General features: G+C 67.5%; 16 protein-coding genes. 8 read left to right on the top strand and 8 right to left on the bottom strand.

Translation table 11 applies throughout. The annotated features are described in order from the left end of the window. Positions 1 to 56 precede the first annotated feature (56 nt). On the bottom strand, positions 57 to 1,139 hold the full coding sequence (locus ACGFW6_RS11590; RefSeq protein ID WP_393507165.1) for an inositol-3-phosphate synthase: 1,083 nt from the start codon (positions 1,137 to 1,139) through the stop codon (positions 57 to 59). A gap of 43 nt (positions 1,140 to 1,182) precedes the next feature. Beyond that, positions 1,183 to 1,866: a PadR family transcriptional regulator gene (locus ACGFW6_RS11585; protein WP_393507163.1), complete on the bottom strand. Its 684-nt coding sequence runs from the start codon at positions 1,864 to 1,866 to the stop codon at positions 1,183 to 1,185. Positions 1,867 to 2,217: 351 nt separating this feature from the next. Between ACGFW6_RS11585 and ACGFW6_RS11580 the strand changes: the two genes are divergently transcribed. Continuing rightward, entirely contained in the window at positions 2,218 to 4,845 is a 2,628-nt protein-coding gene (locus ACGFW6_RS11580; RefSeq protein WP_393507161.1) for a transglycosylase domain-containing protein, read from the top strand. A 249-nt stretch (positions 4,846 to 5,094) separates the two neighbouring features. Further along, entirely contained in the window at positions 5,095 to 6,594 is a 1,500-nt protein-coding gene (locus ACGFW6_RS11575; protein ID WP_393507159.1) for a glycosyltransferase family 87 protein, read from the top strand. A gap of 146 nt (positions 6,595 to 6,740) precedes the next feature. On the opposite strand, the gene ACGFW6_RS11570 is transcribed toward ACGFW6_RS11575, so the two are convergent. The 3 genes from ACGFW6_RS11570 to ACGFW6_RS11560 all read right to left on the bottom strand — a co-directional run bounded on the left by ACGFW6_RS11570 (position 6,741) and on the right by ACGFW6_RS11560 (position 9,512). Then, entirely contained in the window at positions 6,741 to 7,772 is a 1,032-nt protein-coding gene (locus tag ACGFW6_RS11570) for an alanine racemase (RefSeq protein ID WP_393507157.1), read from the bottom strand. Positions 7,773 to 7,870: 98 nt separating this feature from the next. Continuing rightward, positions 7,871 to 8,989 carry a peptidoglycan bridge formation glycyltransferase FemX gene (femX, locus tag ACGFW6_RS11565; RefSeq protein ID WP_030951926.1) on the bottom strand — a complete coding sequence of 373 codons (1,119 nt, stop codon included), beginning with the start codon at positions 8,987 to 8,989 and terminating at the stop codon, positions 7,871 to 7,873. A gap of 217 nt (positions 8,990 to 9,206) precedes the next feature. Further along, entirely contained in the window at positions 9,207 to 9,512 is a 306-nt protein-coding gene (locus ACGFW6_RS11560; RefSeq protein ID WP_393507155.1) for a hypothetical protein, read from the bottom strand. 264 nt (positions 9,513 to 9,776) lie between these two features. Here ACGFW6_RS11560 and rpsF point away from each other — a divergent pair, with 264 nt between their 5' ends. From rpsF to rplI, 4 genes are all read left to right on the top strand, one after another. After that, the gene (rpsF, locus tag ACGFW6_RS11555; RefSeq protein ID WP_005482942.1) at positions 9,777 to 10,067 is read left to right on the top strand and encodes a 30S ribosomal protein S6; all 291 of its coding nucleotides are present in this window, start codon (positions 9,777 to 9,779) and stop codon (positions 10,065 to 10,067) included. 77 nt (positions 10,068 to 10,144) lie between these two features. After that, entirely contained in the window at positions 10,145 to 10,738 is a 594-nt protein-coding gene (locus ACGFW6_RS11550; protein ID WP_393507153.1) for a single-stranded DNA-binding protein, read from the top strand. A gap of 57 nt (positions 10,739 to 10,795) precedes the next feature. After that, a complete protein-coding gene (gene rpsR / locus ACGFW6_RS11545; RefSeq protein ID WP_006381652.1) occupies positions 10,796 to 11,032 on the top strand; it encodes a 30S ribosomal protein S18 in 237 nt (78 codons plus the stop codon). A gap of 18 nt (positions 11,033 to 11,050) precedes the next feature. Further along, positions 11,051 to 11,497: a 50S ribosomal protein L9 gene (rplI, locus tag ACGFW6_RS11540; protein ID WP_380849707.1), complete on the top strand. Its 447-nt coding sequence runs from the start codon at positions 11,051 to 11,053 to the stop codon at positions 11,495 to 11,497. A gap of 190 nt (positions 11,498 to 11,687) precedes the next feature. Here the strand turns inward: rplI and ACGFW6_RS11535 are convergent, their stop codons facing one another. After that, positions 11,688 to 13,025, bottom strand: coding sequence for an MATE family efflux transporter (locus ACGFW6_RS11535; RefSeq protein WP_393507151.1), 1,338 nt, complete (start codon positions 13,023 to 13,025; stop codon positions 11,688 to 11,690). Between the two features lie 459 nt (positions 13,026 to 13,484). On the opposite strand from ACGFW6_RS11535, the gene dnaB reads away from it, so the two are divergent. Continuing rightward, a complete protein-coding gene (gene dnaB / locus ACGFW6_RS11530) occupies positions 13,485 to 14,963 on the top strand; it encodes a replicative DNA helicase (protein WP_393507149.1) in 1,479 nt (492 codons plus the stop codon). 59 nt (positions 14,964 to 15,022) lie between these two features. Beyond that, positions 15,023 to 16,414 (top strand): serine hydrolase domain-containing protein, encoded by a 1,392-nt coding sequence (locus tag ACGFW6_RS11525; RefSeq protein ID WP_393507147.1) that lies wholly within the window; start codon positions 15,023 to 15,025, stop codon positions 16,412 to 16,414. Between the two features lie 80 nt (positions 16,415 to 16,494). Here ACGFW6_RS11525 and ACGFW6_RS11520 read toward each other — a convergent pair whose 3' ends face one another. Together ACGFW6_RS11520 and ACGFW6_RS11515 are read right to left on the bottom strand one after the other, a co-directional pair. Continuing rightward, positions 16,495 to 16,947 (bottom strand): GNAT family N-acetyltransferase, encoded by a 453-nt coding sequence (locus ACGFW6_RS11520; RefSeq protein ID WP_393507145.1) that lies wholly within the window; start codon positions 16,945 to 16,947, stop codon positions 16,495 to 16,497. A gap of 9 nt (positions 16,948 to 16,956) precedes the next feature. After that, positions 16,957 to 17,415: a MarR family winged helix-turn-helix transcriptional regulator gene (locus ACGFW6_RS11515; protein WP_393507143.1), complete on the bottom strand. Its 459-nt coding sequence runs from the start codon at positions 17,413 to 17,415 to the stop codon at positions 16,957 to 16,959. Between the last annotated feature and the right edge of the window lie 57 nt (positions 17,416 to 17,472).

The following is a 17,472-nucleotide window of genomic DNA, read 5'->3' as shown; positions in this document are numbered from 1 at the left end:
CAACCCGGGGACCCTCCACGGCCCTGGCAGGAGCGTTCTGGTGCGGCGCCGTCTGCTTAGCGCTCGACCTCGCCCTTGATGAACTTCTCGACGTTCTCGCGGGCCTCGTCGTCGAAGTACTGGACCGGCGGGGACTTCATGAAGTAGCTGGAGGCCGACAGGATCGGGCCGCCGATGCCGCGGTCCTTGGCGATCTTCGCGGCGCGCAGGGCGTCGATGATGACGCCGGCGGAGTTCGGGGAGTCCCAGACCTCGAGCTTGTACTCCAGGTTCAGCGGGACGTCGCCGAAGGCACGGCCTTCGAGGCGGACGTAGGCCCACTTGCGGTCGTCGAGCCACGCGACGTAGTCGGACGGGCCGATGTGGACGTTCTTCTCGCCGAGCTCCCGGTCGGGGATCTGCGAGGTGACGGCCTGCGTCTTGGAGATCTTCTTGGACTCGAGGCGGTCACGCTCGAGCATGTTCTTGAAGTCCATGTTGCCGCCGACGTTCAGCTGCATCGTGCGGTCCAGGACGACGCCGCGGTCCTCGAACAGCTTCGCCATGACGCGGTGCGTGATGGTGGCGCCGACCTGGGACTTGATGTCGTCGCCGACGATCGGGACGCCGGCCTCGGTGAACTTGTCGGCCCATTCCTTCGTACCGGCGATGAAGACCGGCAGGGCGTTGACGAAGGCGACCTTGGCGTCGATGGCGCACTGGGCGTAGAACTTCGCCGCGTCCTCGGAACCGACGGGCAGGTAGCAGACGAGAACGTCGACCTGCTTGTCCTTGAGGATCTGGACGATGTCGACCGGGGCCTCGGCGGACTCCTCGATGGTCTCGCGGTAGTACTTGCCGAGACCGTCGAGGGTGTGGCCGCGCTGGACGGTCACGCCGGAACGGGGCACGTCGCAGATCTTGATCGTGTTGTTCTCGCTCGCGCCGATGGCGTCCGCGAGGTCGAGACCGACCTTCTTCGCGTCGACATCGAACGCGGCGACGAACTCGACGTCCTTGACGTGGTAGTCGCCGAACTGCACGTGCATCAGGCCGGGGACCTTGGACGCCGGGTCGGCGTCCTTGTAGTACTCGACTCCCTGAACCAGCGACGCGGCACAGTTGCCCACGCCGACGATGGCTACGCGAACCGAACCCATTCCGGTTGCTCCCTGTGTGTACGAGTGAGTTCCTGAGTGGATCTCACGTGGCGGTGTCGCCGGGCGTATCCGGCCGGAGGTCGTCCCCCGGCCGGGGCAGGACGCCCGGCGCTCCAGTTGTGTTGTCCTGCGAGCCGGGCCCCCCGGAGGCGGAACCCCTCAGGTCCCGTCCGGCCCGCTCGCTCTCGATGAGCTCGTTCAGCCAGCGCACTTCGCGCTCCACGGACTCCATCCCGTGGCGCTGAAGCTCAAGCGTGTAGTCGTCGAGGCGCTCCCGGGTGCGCGCCAGAGAGGCGCTCATCTTCTCCAGGCGCTCCTCCAGCCGACTGCGACGGCCCTCCAGCACGCGCATGCGCACGTCCTGGGGTGTGCGTCCGAAGAAGGCAAATCGGGCAGCGAAATGCTCGTCCTCGTACGCATCGGGTCCGGTCTGGGAGAGCAGCTCCTCGAAGTGCTCCTTACCTTCCGCCGTCAACCGATAGACGATCTTGGCGCGACGGCCCGCGAGGGGTGCGGCGAGCGCGTCCTCGGTGGTGTTCCCCGGTTCCTCGATCAACCAGCCGTTGGCGACCAGCGTCTTGAGGCAGGGATAGAGCGTGCCGTAGCTGAACGCACGGAACACGCCCAGCGACGTATTGAGTCGTTTGCGCAGCTCATAGCCGTGCATCGGGGACTCGCGCAGCAGTCCGAGTACGGCGAACTCGAGGATCCCGGAACGTCGGCTCACCCCTCGCCTCCTCGTCTTATCTCGCGCTGATGTATCGACTCGATACATCTAGACGATAGAACGGCCATCCGGGCACGACAAGTGGGGGAACCGTGAACGGGATCACATCAACGATTCATGTGGAGCGAGTTGCCTGATTTGGGGTGAAGTTCGGGGCTAGGAGGACTTTGACGGTGCGTAGTCTGTGCGCCATGTACAACACCGGGAACCGAGTGACACCTGAGGGCGTCGTCATCCTTGGTGCAGTACGGGTGAATGAGGAACGCGCCACATCCGTACTCCGGGGGGACCGGAAAACCGCCGCCGTTGCCAGGCGCCCAGGGGTGCGCCTGTCCGAGGAGTAGTCGTTCGATGAGCGAGCACCGTCGCAAACCGCCGCAGCCGCAGGGAGGCGGACGTGCCGCGGCCCGACGCGGCCAGGCCGGCTCGTCCTCCGGCCGCCGAGCGGCACCGCGAGGCGCCACCGGATCTCCCTCCGACTCGTACGGGTCGGGTTCCACCGGTTCGGTAAGCGAGGAACGTCCGTACGGCGGCCGCGCCGAAGCACGACGCGCGGCCCAGAGGGGTGCCGGTGGCCGGCGTAAGGCGCCTGAGCCGGGCAGAGGCGGCCGACGCGCCGCCCCCGGTGGGCCGAACGGCCCCGGGCGCGGCAGAGGGCGTCCTGGACCGCCGCCCAAGAAGCGGTTCATCGACTATCCCCGCGCGGGCAAGGACGGCCTGCAGCGCTGGGTGCCGTCGTGGCGCCTCGTCACAGGCGCCTTCCTCGCGTTCATGGGTGGTCTGATCGCCGCCGCGGGCATCGGGTACGCCATGGTCGGCATCCCGCAGGCCCAGGACACCGCCCTGGCGCAGAACAACGTCTTCTACTGGTCCAACGGCAAGCAGATGGCGGCGACCGGCGGTCAGACCAACCGCCAGCTCGTCAGCGACGCCGAGATCCCGCGGGAGATGAAGGACGCGGTGGTCTCCGCCGAGAACGCGTCCTTCTACGACGACAAGGGCATCGACCCGGCGGGTATCGCGCGCGCTCTTCTCAACATGGCCAGGGGCGGCGAGACGCAGGGTGGTTCGACGATCACCCAGCAGTTCGTCAAGAACACCTACCTGAGCCAGGAGCAGACGGTCTCCCGTAAGTTCAAGGAACTGTTCATCTCCATCAAGGTGGGCCAGAAGCTGTCCAAGGACGAGATCCTTGCCGGCTATCTCAACACCGCCTACTACGGCCGTAACGCCTACGGCATCCAGGCGGCGGCCCAGGCCTACTTCGGTGTCGACGCCACGAAGCTGACCACCACGCAGTGCGGCTTCCTCGCCTCCGTCCTGAAGGGTCCGAACTTCTACAACCCCGACGGTGGTGTGGGAGCGGGTGCCTCGCCGGACGAGAACACCAAGCGGGCCAAGGAGCGCTGGTCCTGGATCCTGGACCGCATGGTCGAGGTCGGGCGCATGACGCCGGCGGACCGTGCCAAGGTCGGCAACTTCCCCACGCTGAAGAAGCAGAACTCGAACCTCTCCGGGCAGTCCGGCTATCTGATCGACATCGCCAAGGAGTACGTCGCCAAGAAGGCGGGCCTCTCTCCCGAGGACCTGGAGAAGGGCGGCTACCGGATCTACACGACCTTCGACAAGGAGAAGGTCAACCAGATGGCGGCGGCCGTCGAGAAGACGCGCAAGAGCTTCCTCGACCCCAAGAAGCGGGAGAAGGACAAGTACGTCCAGTTCGGCGGGGCGTCGGTCGATCCCAAGAGCGGAGCGATCGTCGCGCTGTACGGCGGCGAGGGCTACGACAAGGGGCACTACTCCAACAACGCCAACACGTTGGGTGTGCCGGTCGGATCGACCTGGAAGCCCATCGTGCTGGCCTCCGCGATGCAGTACGGGACCTACCAGACGTCTCCCGAGCCGCTCTCGCCGATGGCCAAGTACAACGGCAACGACCTTCTGGTGATCAAGGACCAGAACGGCGACCCGATCATGGGCAACAACGGCAAGCCGTTCCGGCAGAAGAACGAGGGCACCACGGCCTGGGGCGAGGTGACGCTCAGGAAGGCCATGGAGCAGTCGATCAACAGCCCGTTCGCGCAACTGGGTATCGACGTCGGCCTGTCCAAGACCCAGAAGATGGCGAACAAGATGGGCATCTCGTCCGCCTTCTTCGACAAGGGCAACATCAGGAACGTGTCCTTCTCGCTCGGTACCTCGACCCCGAGTGCCATCCGTATGGCCGACGCGTACGGCTCGTTCGCGGCGTCGGGTAAGCACTTCGAGCCGTACTCGGTCACCAAGGTGCTCAAGGACGGCGAGCCGCTCGAAGGCTTCGAGAAGCCCGAGGGGACGACCGCCATGGACGAGAACGTCGCGAACAACGTGACGGACGTCCTGCAGAACGTGGTCAAGAACGGCACCGGTAAGAAGGTCGCGGACATCGGCTTCCCGGTGGCCGGCAAGACGGGTACGACCGACGAGAACAAGTCGGCGTGGTTCGTCGGCTACACCAGGGAGCTGTCCACGGCGGTCACGCTGTTCCGGACGGACCCGGGCAAGGGCAAGCTGCTTTCCATGAACGGCACCGGCGGTGTGACCTCCATCCACGGTGGTGACATTCCGGCGCAGGTCTGGAAGGACTACATGGCCGAGGCCATGAAGGGCATCGACTACGAGGAATTCCCCGAGGCGGAGCCCCTCGGCGAGGTGATCGAGGAGAGTCCCACGCCGACCGTGGCGCCCTCGCCCACCGAGACGGTCGAGGAGAGTCCGACGCCGACCCCGACACCTACGGAGACGGAGACGTCGCCGACGCCGACAGCCACCGAAACCTGTAGTGAGTTCGACTGGCAGTGCGACAACGGCAATGGCGGACAGAACGGCGGCACGGACGGGGGCACCACCACGTCCCCGACGCCGACGGAAACAGAGACGGACGACACCGGAGGTAATGCCAACGGCAACGGAGGCATCTTCGGTGGGCCGTCAGGCTGACCGAGACATCAGCTGACGCTGCAAGGCCGGTGGCCGGCACCCATGAGATGGGTGCCGGCCACCGGCCTTTGTCGCTTTACGAGGCTTCATCGGCGCCCGACCGGCGCGTTCACAGCCCTGACGTGCCCATGGGACGGACTGTGGCGGCGGGCTGTTTCACGTGAAACGTCGGTTTCACGTGAAACACTCAACCGCCCACCGCCCTGCTCCCTCGCACCGTTCTCAGACTGGTACGGCAGGATGGCCCCCATGCCCAGTGCAGAGACGACGCCCACGAGCGTGCACGAGCCCGACCCGGTGCGGCCGACCAAGGAGGACGAGGTCGCCGCGAACGGGAGCGAGCTGATCGGCGGCCCCATCGGACGGCGTGCCCTTCTCGGCACGTCCTGGTGGACTCCCGTACGGATCGTCGCGCTCGTGGCGATCGGCATGTTCGCCCTCGGGCTGGTCCAGAAGGCGCCCTGCTACAACGGCGCCTGGTTCTTCGGTGCCAGCTCTCAGTACACGCACGCCTGCTACTCGGACATTCCGCACCTCTACCAGGGGCGTGGCTTCGCCGACGGGCTCGTGCCGTACTTCGACAAGCTCCCCGGCGACATGGAGTACCTCGAGTACCCGGTGCTGACCGGAGTCTTCATGGAGGTCGCCTCCTGGCTCACGCCGGGCAGCGGCAGCATCCAGGACCAGGAGCAGTGGTACTGGGTGGTCAACGCCGGGATGCTGATGGTGTGCGCGGCCGTCATCGCCGTCTGCGTGAGCCGCACGCAGGCCCGCCGTCCCTGGGACGGCCTCCTGGTCGCCTTGGCGCCCGCCTACGCGCTGACCGCGACCATCAACTGGGACCTGCTGGCCGTCGCTCTGACGGCCGCGGCGATGCTGATGTGGTCCCGCGGCCGTTCCCTCGCCTTCGGGATCCTCCTGGGCCTCGCCACGGCCGCGAAGCTCTATCCGGTCTTCCTTCTCGGCCCGTTGTTCGTCCTGTGCTGGCGCGCGGGCAAATGGCGGGACTTCGGCAAGGCGCTGGGCGGCACCGCCCTCGCCTGGCTGGTCGTGAACCTTCCGGTCATGCTGCTCGCCTGGGACGGCTGGTCGCAGTTCTACCGGTTCAGCCAGGAGCGCGGCGTCGACTTCGGCTCCTTCTGGCTGATCCTGGCCCAGAACTCCTCCGACCCGCTGAGCACCGAGACCGTCAACACGCTGGCCACGCTGCTGATGCTGCTGTGCTGCGCCGGCATCGCCGCGCTCACGCTCACCGCGCCCCGGCGCCCGCGCTTCGCCCAGCTGGCTTTCCTGATCGTCGCGGCGTTCATCCTCACCAACAAGGTCTACTCGCCGCAGTACGTCCTCTGGCTGGTGCCCCTGGTCGTCCTGGCCCGCCCGAGGTGGCGGGACTTCCTCATCTGGCAGGCGTGCGAGGTCGCCTACTTCCTCGGGATCTGGCTGTACCTCGCGTACACGACCAGCGGAGACGCTCACAAGGGACTGCCGCCGGACGGCTACCACTGGGCCATCGGCGCGCACCTGCTCGGCACGCTGTACCTGTGCGCCGTCGTCGTACGGGACATCCTCATGCCGGAGCGCGATCCGGTCCGTCGTACCGGCGAGGACGACCCCTCGGGCGGTGTCCTCGACAGGGCGGAGGACGTGTTCGTGCTCGGCGCAGCGACGCATCCGCCGCGGCACGCGGCCCACTTCGAGGGGGCCCAGGTGGAGTGGGGCAACGGCGAGGCGACCACCCGTTCGCTCTGAGCGAACAGAGCGTAGGAAAGCCACGCCCAAGGACGTACGCGAGGCGAGCCGACAGCGAAAGGCCGTACACGGAGCAGTCCGGGTACGGCCTTTTCGTGGTGACTGCGTCGCCGGGCGCGGTCGATCGGCAGCCCGGTGACGCCGGATCAGCGGTCGACGATGCGGTCGAACTGCGTGGTGGTGTGCCGCAGATGGGCGACCAGCTCGTCGCCGACCTTCGGCTCCGGGGCGTCCGACGGAACGAACAGGATGGAGACCTGCATGTGCGGGGGCTCCGCGAACCAGCGCTGCTTGCCTCCCCATACGAAGGGAGAAAGGTTCCGGTTGACCGTGGCGAGGCCGGCCCGTGCGACGCCCTTGGCGCGCGGCATGACGCCGTGGAGGGCCTTCGGGGCCTCCAGACCCACTCCGTGCGACGTACCGCCCGCCACGACCACCAGGAAGCCGTCAGAGGCCGCCTTCTGCTGCCGGTAGCCGAAGCGGTCGCCCTTGGAGACACGCGTGACGTCCAGGACCGCGCCGCGGTACTCCGTGGCGTCGTGGTCCCCCAGCCACAGCCGCGTGCCGATGCGGGCGCGGAAGCGGGTCTGCGGGAACTGCTGCTGCAGGCGCGCGAGTTCCTCGGCCTTGAGGTGGCTGACGAACATCGTGTGCAACGGCAGCCGGGCCGCGCGCAGGCGGTCCATCCAGCCGATGACCTCCTCGACGGCGTCGGAGCCGTCGGTGCGGTCCAGCGGCAGATGGATGGCGAAGCCCTCCAGCCGGACGTTCTCTATGGCGGCGTGCAGCTGCGACAGGTCGTGCTCGCTCACGCCGTGCCGCTTCATCGAGGACATCACCTCGATGACGACACGGGCACCCACCAGGCCGTACACGCCGTCCACCGACGACACGGAGCGGATGACCCGGTCCGGCAGCGGGACGGGCTCCTCACCGCGCCGGTACGGCGTCAGCACCAGCAGGTCGCCGCCGAAGTAGTCCTTGATGCGTGCGGCCTCGTACGTCGTGCCGACGGCGAGTATGTCCGAGCCCAGCCGCGTGGCCTCCTCCGCGAGCCGCTCGTGCCCGAACCCGTAGCCGTTGCCCTTGCAGACCGGGACGAGCCCCGGGAACTGCTCCTGCACGTGCTTGTGGTGCGCCCGCCAGCGCGCGGTGTCGACGTAGAGCGTGAGCGCCATGGCCGGACCTGGAACCTTTCTCGTGGCTGCGGTGTATCAGAGATATGGAAGCTATCGACGGTGCAGCTGTTGACGGTATCGAAGCAGAGATTGCAAGGTCAGCGACGCGACATGTAGATGTCGAGCGCCTTGTGGAGCAGCTTGTTCAGCGGGAAGTCCCACTCGCCGAGGTACTCGGCCGCCTGGCCGCCCGTGCCCACCTTGAACTGGATCAGGCCGAAGAGGTGGTCGGTCTCGTCCAGCGAGTCGGAGATGCCGCGCAGGTCGTAGACCGTGGCGCCGAGCGCGTAGGCGTCGCGCAGCATCCGCCACTGCATCGCGTTCGAGGGCCGGACCTCACGGCCGATGTTGTCGGAGGCGCCGTAGGAGTACCAGACGTGTCCGCCGACGATCAGCATCGTCGCCGCCGAGAGGTTCACACCGTTGTGGCGGGCGAAGTACAGCCGCATGCGGTTGGGGTCCTCGGTGTTGAGGGCCGTCCACATGCGCTGGAAGTACGACAGCGGGCGCGGCCGGAAGTGGTCGCGCACGGCCGTGATCTCGTACAGGCGCTGCCACTCCTCGAGGTCCTGGTAACCGCCCTGGACGACCTCGACGCCGGCCTTCTCGGCCTTCTTGATGTTGCGTCGCCACAGCTGGTTGAAGTTCTTGTGGACCTCTTCCAGGGACCGGTTGGCCAGCGGCACCTGGTAGACGTAGCGGGGCTGGACGTCGCCGAAGCCGGCACCGCCGTCCTCGCCCTGCTGCCAGCCCATACGGCGCAGCTTGTCGGCGACCTCGAAGGCGCGCGGCTCGATGAAGTCGGCCTCGATGTCACGCAGCCGCTTCACGTCCGGGTTCTGGATGCCCGCCTTGATGGACGTGGCCTCCCAGCGCCGGATGATCACCGGCGGGCCCATCTTCACGGAGAAGGCGCCCTGCTGCTTCAGGTGCGCGAGCATCGGTTCCAGCCACTCGGTCAGGTTCGGCGTGAACCAGTTGATGACCGGGCCCTCGGGGAGATAGGCGAGGTAGCGCTTGATCTTGGGCAGCTGCCGGTAGAGGACGAGGCCCGCGCCGACCAGCTCACCGCTCCTGTCGAACCAGCCGAGGCTCTCCGAACGCCACTCAGCCTTGACGTCAGCCCAGGCCGGGACCTGCATGTGGCTCGCCGCCGGCAGGCTCTGGATGTAGGCCAGATGCTGCTCGCGACTGATCGTCCTCAGGGTCAGGCTCATTCGGGGCGCTCCTCGGGCTGGTGTGTCCCCATGGGTACAGGGGCTCCGGCTCTCGCGCCGAAGCCTACTGCGCCTTCGGAGCGCCTCGACTGGGCGTACGGCAGCTTCGCCCCGGCTTCCGCTGCGCCGGGGCGTTCGAAACTGTTCTATGCGGTGTTCTACCGGTGTTCGGGGGACGGTCTCCCCGGCCGGCGCGAGAAGGACATCGCCTCCGGCGTCAGAAGCTGAAGAGTCCGCCGTGCGCCATGCCGAGGAAGAAGCCGACTCCGGAGGCACCGAGACCCACGATCAGGCCGAAGCGCTCACGGGTCGTCTCCGAGATCCACTGGCCGTAGGCACCCGCGAGGATGCCCACCAGGCCGGTCCAGGAGCTGAGCAGGTGCAAGAAGTGGAACTGGGCCGTGATGAACGACGTGATGCCGAGCACCAGGGTCACCACGAGCAGGGTGTCCTGGATGGGATGGGACTTTCCGTCCGTGGCGAAGAGGCCTCCGACGGTGTTGGGTCGCAATGCCTGTGCCATAGGGCACCTCCTGCGGAAGGCGGCGCATCGTAGCGCCATACACACCCGATGTGTACAGATTGTGGGCGACGGCGGCCGGATTTCAACCGGAAGCGGGTGTGCGGGTAGTGTGTACCGTCTGCATCGATGTCTGCCCGGGCCGGCTCGGGGAAACCGTGAGGTCACCCCCGATTGTCAGTGCCCGCCGATACCGTTGCGTACGCATCACAACCCTCCTGCCACGGAACGACCGTGGCCGCTGAGTCCAAAGGAGGTGGGTTCCACATGCGTCACTACGAGGTGATGGTCATCCTCGACCCCGATCTGGAGGAGCGCGCTGTCGCCCCCCTGATCGAGAACTTCCTCTCCGTCGTCCGTGAGGGCAACGGCAAGGTCGAGAAGGTCGACACCTGGGGCCGTCGTCGTCTCTCGTACGAGATCAAGAAGAAGCCCGAGGGCATCTACTCGGTCATCGACCTGCAGGCCGAGCCTGCGGTCGTCAAGGAGCTCGACCGCCAGATGAACCTGAACGAGTCGGTCCTCCGGACCAAGGTCCTCCGCCCCGAGACCCACTGAGCTCTCCAGCTCAGCTGATCTCGGGATTCGAGTAGCAGCACAAGCAGCCAGCAGCAAACCCGCCGAGAGGTTCCCCCATGGCAGGCGAGACCGTCATCACGGTCGTCGGCAATCTTGTCGATGACCCCGAGCTGCGCTTCACCCCGTCCGGTGCGGCGGTCGCGAAGTTCCGTGTCGCGTCCACCCCCCGCACCTTCGACCGTCAGACGAACGAGTGGAAGGACGGCGAGAGCCTGTTCCTGACCTGCTCGGTCTGGCGTCAGGCGGCGGAGAACGTCGCCGAGTCGCTCCAGCGAGGCATGCGCGTCATCGTGCAGGGCCGGCTGAAGCAGCGGTCCTACGAGGACCGTGAGGGCGTCAAGCGCACGGTCTACGAGCTGGACGTCGAGGAAGTCGGCGCCAGCCTGCGGAACGCCACGGCGAAGGTCACCAAGACCTCCGGTGGCGCCCGTGGTGGCCAGGGTGGTTACGGCGGCGGTGGCGGCCAGGGTGGCGGCGGCTGGGGTGGAAACTCCGGCGGCGGCCAGCAGGGCGGCGGCGGTGCTCCCGCCGAGGACCCGTGGGCGACCGGCGCTCCCGCCGGTGGCAACCAGGGCGGCGGCGGTGGCGGCTGGGGTGGAAACTCCGGCGGCGGCAGTGGCGGCGGCTACTCGGACGAGCCCCCCTTCTAGACCCTCGGGTCTGGGGTGGGCCGTACCCAAACTTCTTGATCACACAGGAGAAACACCATGGCGAAGCCGCCTGTGCGCAAGCCGAAGAAGAAGGTCTGCGCTTTCTGCAAGGACAAGGTCCAGTACGTGGACTACAAGGACACGAACATGCTGCGGAAGTTCATTTCCGACCGCGGCAAGATCCGTGCCCGCCGCGTGACCGGCAACTGCACGCAGCACCAGCGTGACGTCGCCACGGCCGTCAAGAACAGCCGTGAGATGGCGCTGCTGCCCTACACCTCCACCGCGCGATAAGGGAAGGGTGACCGAAACATGAAGATCATCCTCACCCACGAGGTCTCCGGCCTCGGTGCCGCGGGCGACGTCGTGGACGTCAAGGACGGTTACGCTCGCAACTACCTGATCCCGCGGAAGTTCGCTATCCGCTGGACCAAGGGTGGCGAGAAGGACGTCGAGCAGATCCGTCGCGCTCGCAAGATCCACGAGATCCAGACCATCGAGCAGGCCAACGCTGTCAAGGCCCAGCTCGAGGGTGTGAAGGTCCGTCTGGCCGTCCGCTCGGGCGACGCCGGCCGTCTCTTCGGTTCCGTCACTCCGGCCGACATCGCTTCCGCGATCAAGGCTGCCGGTGGCCCCGAGGTCGACAAGCGCCGCATCGAGCTGGGTTCCCCGATCAAGACCCTGGGCGCCCACGAGACGTCCGTGCGTCTGCACCCCGAGGTTGCCGCCAAGGTCAACATCGAGGTCATCGCGGCCTGATCGCTGCGCTCGGCTTGAACAGCTGAATGAAGGGGCCGTACCTGCTGAGGTACGGCCCCTTCACTGTGCAGTGGGCGGGTGTGGCTCTTCCGGCCGAAGGCCGAAGCCGTCCACACGGCTCGGGGAGAGGCGACGGGCCTGTATGAGGGGCGTCCGTTTCACGTGAAACAGCGTGTTTCACGTGAAACAGTCAGCGCGTCGCGCCGGTGACGATCCAGCGCCCGGAGCGGGCACGCAGCCAAAGCGTCACCATGCGCACCGCCATCATCAGCGTCATGGCCGCCCAGACCGCCGTGAGGCCGCCCCCGACCACGGGGACGAGCAGCGCGACCGGAGTGAACACCGCCAGGGTGAGCACCATGGCCCAGGCGAGGTAGGGGCCGTCCCCCGCTCCCATCAGGACGCCGTCCAGGACGAAGACGACACCGCAGATCGGCTGGGAGAGCGCCACCACGAGAAGGGCGGGCAGCGCCGCGTCCTTGACGACCGAGTCGCTCGTGAACAGCGGCAGGAAGAGCGGCCGGGAGATCACGACGAGCAGGCCCAGGACGACGCCTGCTGCGATGCCCCACTCCACCATGCGGCGGCAGGCTGCGCGGGCGCCGTCGGCGTCGCCGGAACCGAGGTACCTGCCGATGATGGCCTGGCCGGCGATGGCGATGGCGTCCAGTGCGAAGGCGAGCAGGCTCCACAGCGAAAGGATGATCTGGTGTGCCGCGATGTCGGCGTCCCCCAGGCGGGCCGCGACGGCCGTCGCGATCATGAGGATCGCCCTCAGCGAGAGTGTGCGGACCAGCAGAGGAACTCCGGCCTGCGCGGAGGCCCGGATGCCGGCCGAGTCGGGGCGCAGGGAGGCGCCGTGCTTACGAGCGCCGCGGACGACGACCACGAGATAGATCGCGGCCATGCCGAACTGGGCGATGACCGTGCCCCAGGCGGATCCCGCGATGCCGAGGTCGGCGCCATAGACGAGGCCTACGTTGAGGACGGCGTTGGCGACGAAGCCCGCCACGGCGACGTAGAGCGGTGTCTTGGTGTCCTGCAGACCGCGCAGGACGCCGGTGGCGGCGAGCACGATGAGCATGGCCGGGATGCCGAGTGCCGAGATCCGCAGATAGGTGGTCGCGTACGGAGCCGCGGTGTCCGAGGCGCCGAAGAGTTCCACGAGAAACGGTGCTGTGGGCAGGACGACCGCGATGACGGCGACACCCAGCAGGATGGCCAGCCAGATGCCGTCCATGCCCTGGCGTATCGCGGCCTGAAGGTCGCCGGCCCCGACGCGTCGTGCGACGGCCGCTGTGGTGGCGTAGGCGAGGAAGACGAAGACACTGACGGCGGTCATGAGGAGGGCTGAGGCGACCCCGAGTCCGGCGAGTTGTGCCGTGCCGAGATGGCCGACGATCGCACTGTCGGCCATGACGAAGAGGGGCTCGGCGACGAGTGCGCCGAAGGCCGGGACGGCCAGTGCGACGATCTCTCGATCGTGCTGTCGCCGGGCAGCCTTGGGTCTCGCGGGGGCCTGTGTCATGGCCACCAATCTAATCGTCCACAGGTAAGAGATGCAATCCGCTAGTGACCCTTACCTCGCGTCTCACGGTGTGTGCTTTCGCGCACCGTTCGAAGCGATCTTGGTCCGACTGGGGAAGTTTTTCTTCTGCACAGCCGGTGGACGGTAAACCTGCAGGTCAAAAGGTGTTGTTGAGAATCACTCGGAGCTTGTTCACAGGGCTGTCCACCGGCTCGTGCACAGGTTTTGAGGAGTTCTCCACAGCATCCGGGCCGTCGTCCACATGGCCTGTGGATAACCAGATTGGCTGACGGTGCCCGCGGGCCTACCGTGGTCCGGCGCCCGCTCCGTTCGTCGGCCGTGAAAGCGTCACAAAACCGACGTGCCAGAACCGGAGTTGGGCCTCTTATTTGTCAGTGGCGTGCCGTAGAACAGAGAGGCACGGCGAGGTCCGCTCGGCGGACGGGAGGAGGTGGCTCGGTGAGCATTTCCGAGCCCTTGGACGACCCGTGGGCCGACAGCGGCCCCAGTGATCGTCTGCCCGCCTCCCGCCGACGCGGTGACGGTGGCCGAGGGCGCGACGAACAGCATGATCGCGGCCGGGACAGCGGCGAGTGGGAAGGTGGCGGTTCGACCTTCGAGCGGGTGCCGCCGCAGGACCTCGACGCCGAACAGTCCGTGCTCGGCGGCATGCTCCTGTCCAAGGACGCCATCGCCGATGTGGTCGAGGTCATCAAGGGCCACGACTTCTACAAGCCCGCGCACGAGACGATCTTCCAGGCGATCCTCGACGTCTACGCCAAGGGCGAGCCGGCCGACCCCATCACCATCGCCGCCGAGCTCACCAAGCGCGGTGAGATCAACAAGGTCGGCGGCGCCTCGTATCTGCACACACTCGTCCAGACGGTGCCTACGGCGGCCAACGCCGAGTACTACGCGGAGATCGTCCACGAGCGTGCGGTGCTGCGCCGCCTGGTCGAGGCCGGCACCCGCATCACGCAGATGGGATACGCGGCCGACGACGACGTCGACGAGATCGTCAACCGCGCCCAGGCCGAGATCTACGCCGTCACCGAGCAGCGCACCAGCGAGGACTACCTCCCGCTCGGCGACATCATGGAGGGCGCCCTCGACGAGATCGAGGCGATCGGCTCGCGTACCGGCGAGATGACCGGTGTGCCCACCGGGTTCACGGACCTCGACTCGCTCACCAACGGTCTGCACCCGGGCCAGATGGTCGTCATCGCGGCCCGTCCCGCGATGGGTAAGTCCACGCTCGCCCTGGACTTCGCGCGGGCGGCGTCGATCAAGCACAACCTGGCGAGTGTGATCTTCTCCCTGGAAATGGGGCGCAACGAGATCGCGATGCGTCTGCTGTCGGCCGAGGCGCGCGTGGCCCTGCACCACATGCGGTCCGGAACGATGACGGACGAGGACTGGACCCGCCTGGCGCGACGGATGCCCGAGGTGTCGGCTGCGCCCCTCTACATCGACGACTCCCCTAACCTGTCGATGATGGAGATCCGTGCGAAGTGCCGGCGGCTGAAGCAGCGCAACGACATCAAGCTCGTGATCATCGACTATCTCCAGCTGATGCAGTCCGGTGGCTCGAAGCGCTCCGAGAGCCGTCAGCAGGAGGTCTCGGACATGTCCCGTAACCTCAAGCTCCTCGCCAAGGAACTGGAAGTCCCGGTCATCGCGCTCTCGCAGCTGAACCGTGGCCCCGAGCAGCGCACGGACAAGAAGCCGATGGTGTCCGACCTGCGTGAGTCCGGCTCCATCGAGCAGGACGCCGACATGGTGATCCTGCTGCACCGCGAGGACGCCTACGAGAAGGAGTCGCCGCGCGCCGGTGAGGCCGACATCATCGTGGGCAAGCACCGTAACGGTCCGACGGCGACGATCACGGTCGCCTTCCAGGGCCACTACTCCCGGTTCGTGGACATGGCGCAGACCTGATCCGCGTCCCCGGCGAAATGAGTTCGACTCCCGAGCGGCCGGCGGGGTGGACTGTGGGCATGACGACATCTCAGGACGAGTTGCTCCCCACCACTCGCCGTGCGTTGCTGCACCGCATCGCCACGGCCCAGGCGGAGGGGCGCGCGCCTTCCATGGTGGCCGCGGTCGTGCGGGACGGCCGTGCGGTGTGGCACGGCGCGCGTACCTCGGTGGACGGCCACGGGCCCGACGAGCAGGTGCAGTACCGCATCGGCTCGATCACCAAGACCTTCACGGCCGTTCTCGTCCTGCGCCTGCGCGACGAGGGCCTGCTCGCCCTCGGAGACCCGCTGGAGAAGCATCTGCCGGGCACCGGTGCGGGGGAGGCCACCGTCGCCGAACTGCTCGCGCACGCGAGTGGGCTGGCAGCCGAGTCGCCCGCGCCCTGGTGGGAGCGGACCCCGGGATCCCTGCGGCCCGAACTCTCCGACGTCCTCGGTGAACAGCCCTTCCTGCATCCCTCCGGCCGTCGGTTCCACTACTCGAACCCCGGCTACACCCTGCTGGGCGCACTGGTCGAGAAGCTTCGAGGAGCTCCGTGGGAGGACGTACTCCGGCGGGAAGTGCTCGAACCCCTGGGGCTGAACCGCACCAGTGCGCGGCCGCAGGCACCGCACGCCGGTGGCTGGGCCGTGCATCCCTGGGCCGATGTGATGCTTCCCGAGCCGGTCGAGGACCTCGGCCGTATGGCGTCCGCCGGTCAACTCTGGTCCACCACAGGTGACTTGGCGCGGTTCGCCGCGTTCCTGCTCAAGGGCGACGACCGGGTACTCAGTGCCGAGTCGCTGCGTGAGATGAGGACGCCGGCGGCTCCGATGGAGGCCGCGGACGTGGCGGGCGGCTATGCCTACTGCCTGGGCCTGGAGCTCCGTCACCAGGACGGCAGGACCCTCTTCGGGCACTCGGGTTCGCTGCCGGGCTTTCTCGCCTGTCTCGCCGTCAGTGAGGAGGACGACCTCGCCGCCGTCGTCCTGGCCAACTGCACCTCCGGACCGCTGCTGTTCACGGTCGCCGCCGATCTCGTCCGGATCGTCGCCGAGGCCGAGCCTCGGATTCCCGAACCCTGGCGCCCGATGCAGTACATCGATCCGGCGGTCCTGGAGCTGGCGGGTCAGTGGTACTGGGGCACGCACGCCTTCGCACTGCGCTTGACGGCCGACGGGCTGGCGTCCTTGGAGCCGCTGTCCGGCAAGGGGCGCGGCTCGCGCTTCCGGTCCAACGGCGACGGCACCTGGACCGGTCTGGAGGGCTACTACGCCGGCGAGCTCCTGAAGGCCGTACGACGCCCTGACGGGGCCGTGGACCACCTGGACCTCGGGTCGTTCGTGTTCACGCGTCAGCCGTACGACGAGGGGGCCGCTGTGCCGGGTGGAGTGGACCCCGAAGGGTGGCGGGGGACGGGGCGGCTCTGACGGCCCGGCTCAGGGCTGGATGCCGTCCGGTACCCGTCCAACAAGGTGCCTGTTTCACGTGAAACAGGCACCTCGCTGTTTCATAGCTCCAGCTTGAAGCCCGTGTGCGAGGACGCGAACCCGAGCCGCTCATAGAAGCGGTGGGCGTCCGTACGGCTCTTGTCGGAGGTCAGCTGCACCAACTGGCAGTTCTGGCGCCGGGATTCATCGATGGCCCACTCGATGAGCCGGGTGCCCAGGCCGCTGCCGCGTTCGTCGGAGTGGATGCGAACGGCTTCGATGATCGACCTGGTCGCGCCGCGCCGGGACAGTCCGGGGATGACCGTGAGCTGGAGCGTGCCGATGACACGGCCCTCGCGGACGGCGACGACCAGGTGCTGGTTCGGGTCGGCGGTGAGCCGCTCGAACGCGGCGAGGTAAGGGGTCAGATCGTCGGGCGACTCGCGCTGCGCGCCGAGCGGATCGTCCGCGAGCATGCCGATGATCGCGGGGATGTCGTCGGTGGCGGCGGGGCGTATCTCAAGATCTCCCATGCCCGCACCCTATGCGGACGCCGGAAGCGACTCCACGACCCGTACCAGGGGAACGAGCTCAGGGCTCTTGGCGGCCTCGTCCAGGGCCTCGCGCAGGGCCTTGTCGTTGGTGGGGCGGGCTTCTTCCAGCAGTTGGAGGCCGGCGTCGGTGACGTCGGTGTAGATGCCGCGGCGGTCGGTGGGGCAGAGGTAGCGGGAGAGCAGGCCGCGGTCCTCGAGGCGGGTGACGAGGCGGGTGGTGGCGCTCTGGCTGAGGACGACGGCGTCGGCGACCTGTTTCATCTGGAGGTGGCCGCCTTCGCCGTGGTGCTGGCGGCTGAGGACGTCGAGCAGGGAGTACTCGCGCACGCTGAGGTCGTGGCGGGTCTGCAGGGCGCGTTCGATGTGCGTCTCGATCCTGCCGTGGAGCAGGGAGAGGGCGCACCAGCCCTGGGCGAGGGCGGTGAGCGCGGGGTCTGTCGCTGTCATGGCGGTTCCTCCGTCCCGGAGCGGCTGAAATCAGGGTAGAGCAGGATCGCAATAGCC

Origin of the sequence: Streptomyces sp. Y7, assembly GCF_043195415.1 — a bacterium.
Lineage (GTDB): Bacteria > Actinomycetota > Actinomycetes > Streptomycetales > Streptomycetaceae > Streptomyces.
The sequence above is the reverse complement of the archived record's forward strand: the minus strand, read 5'-3'. Positions and strand labels throughout refer to the sequence as shown.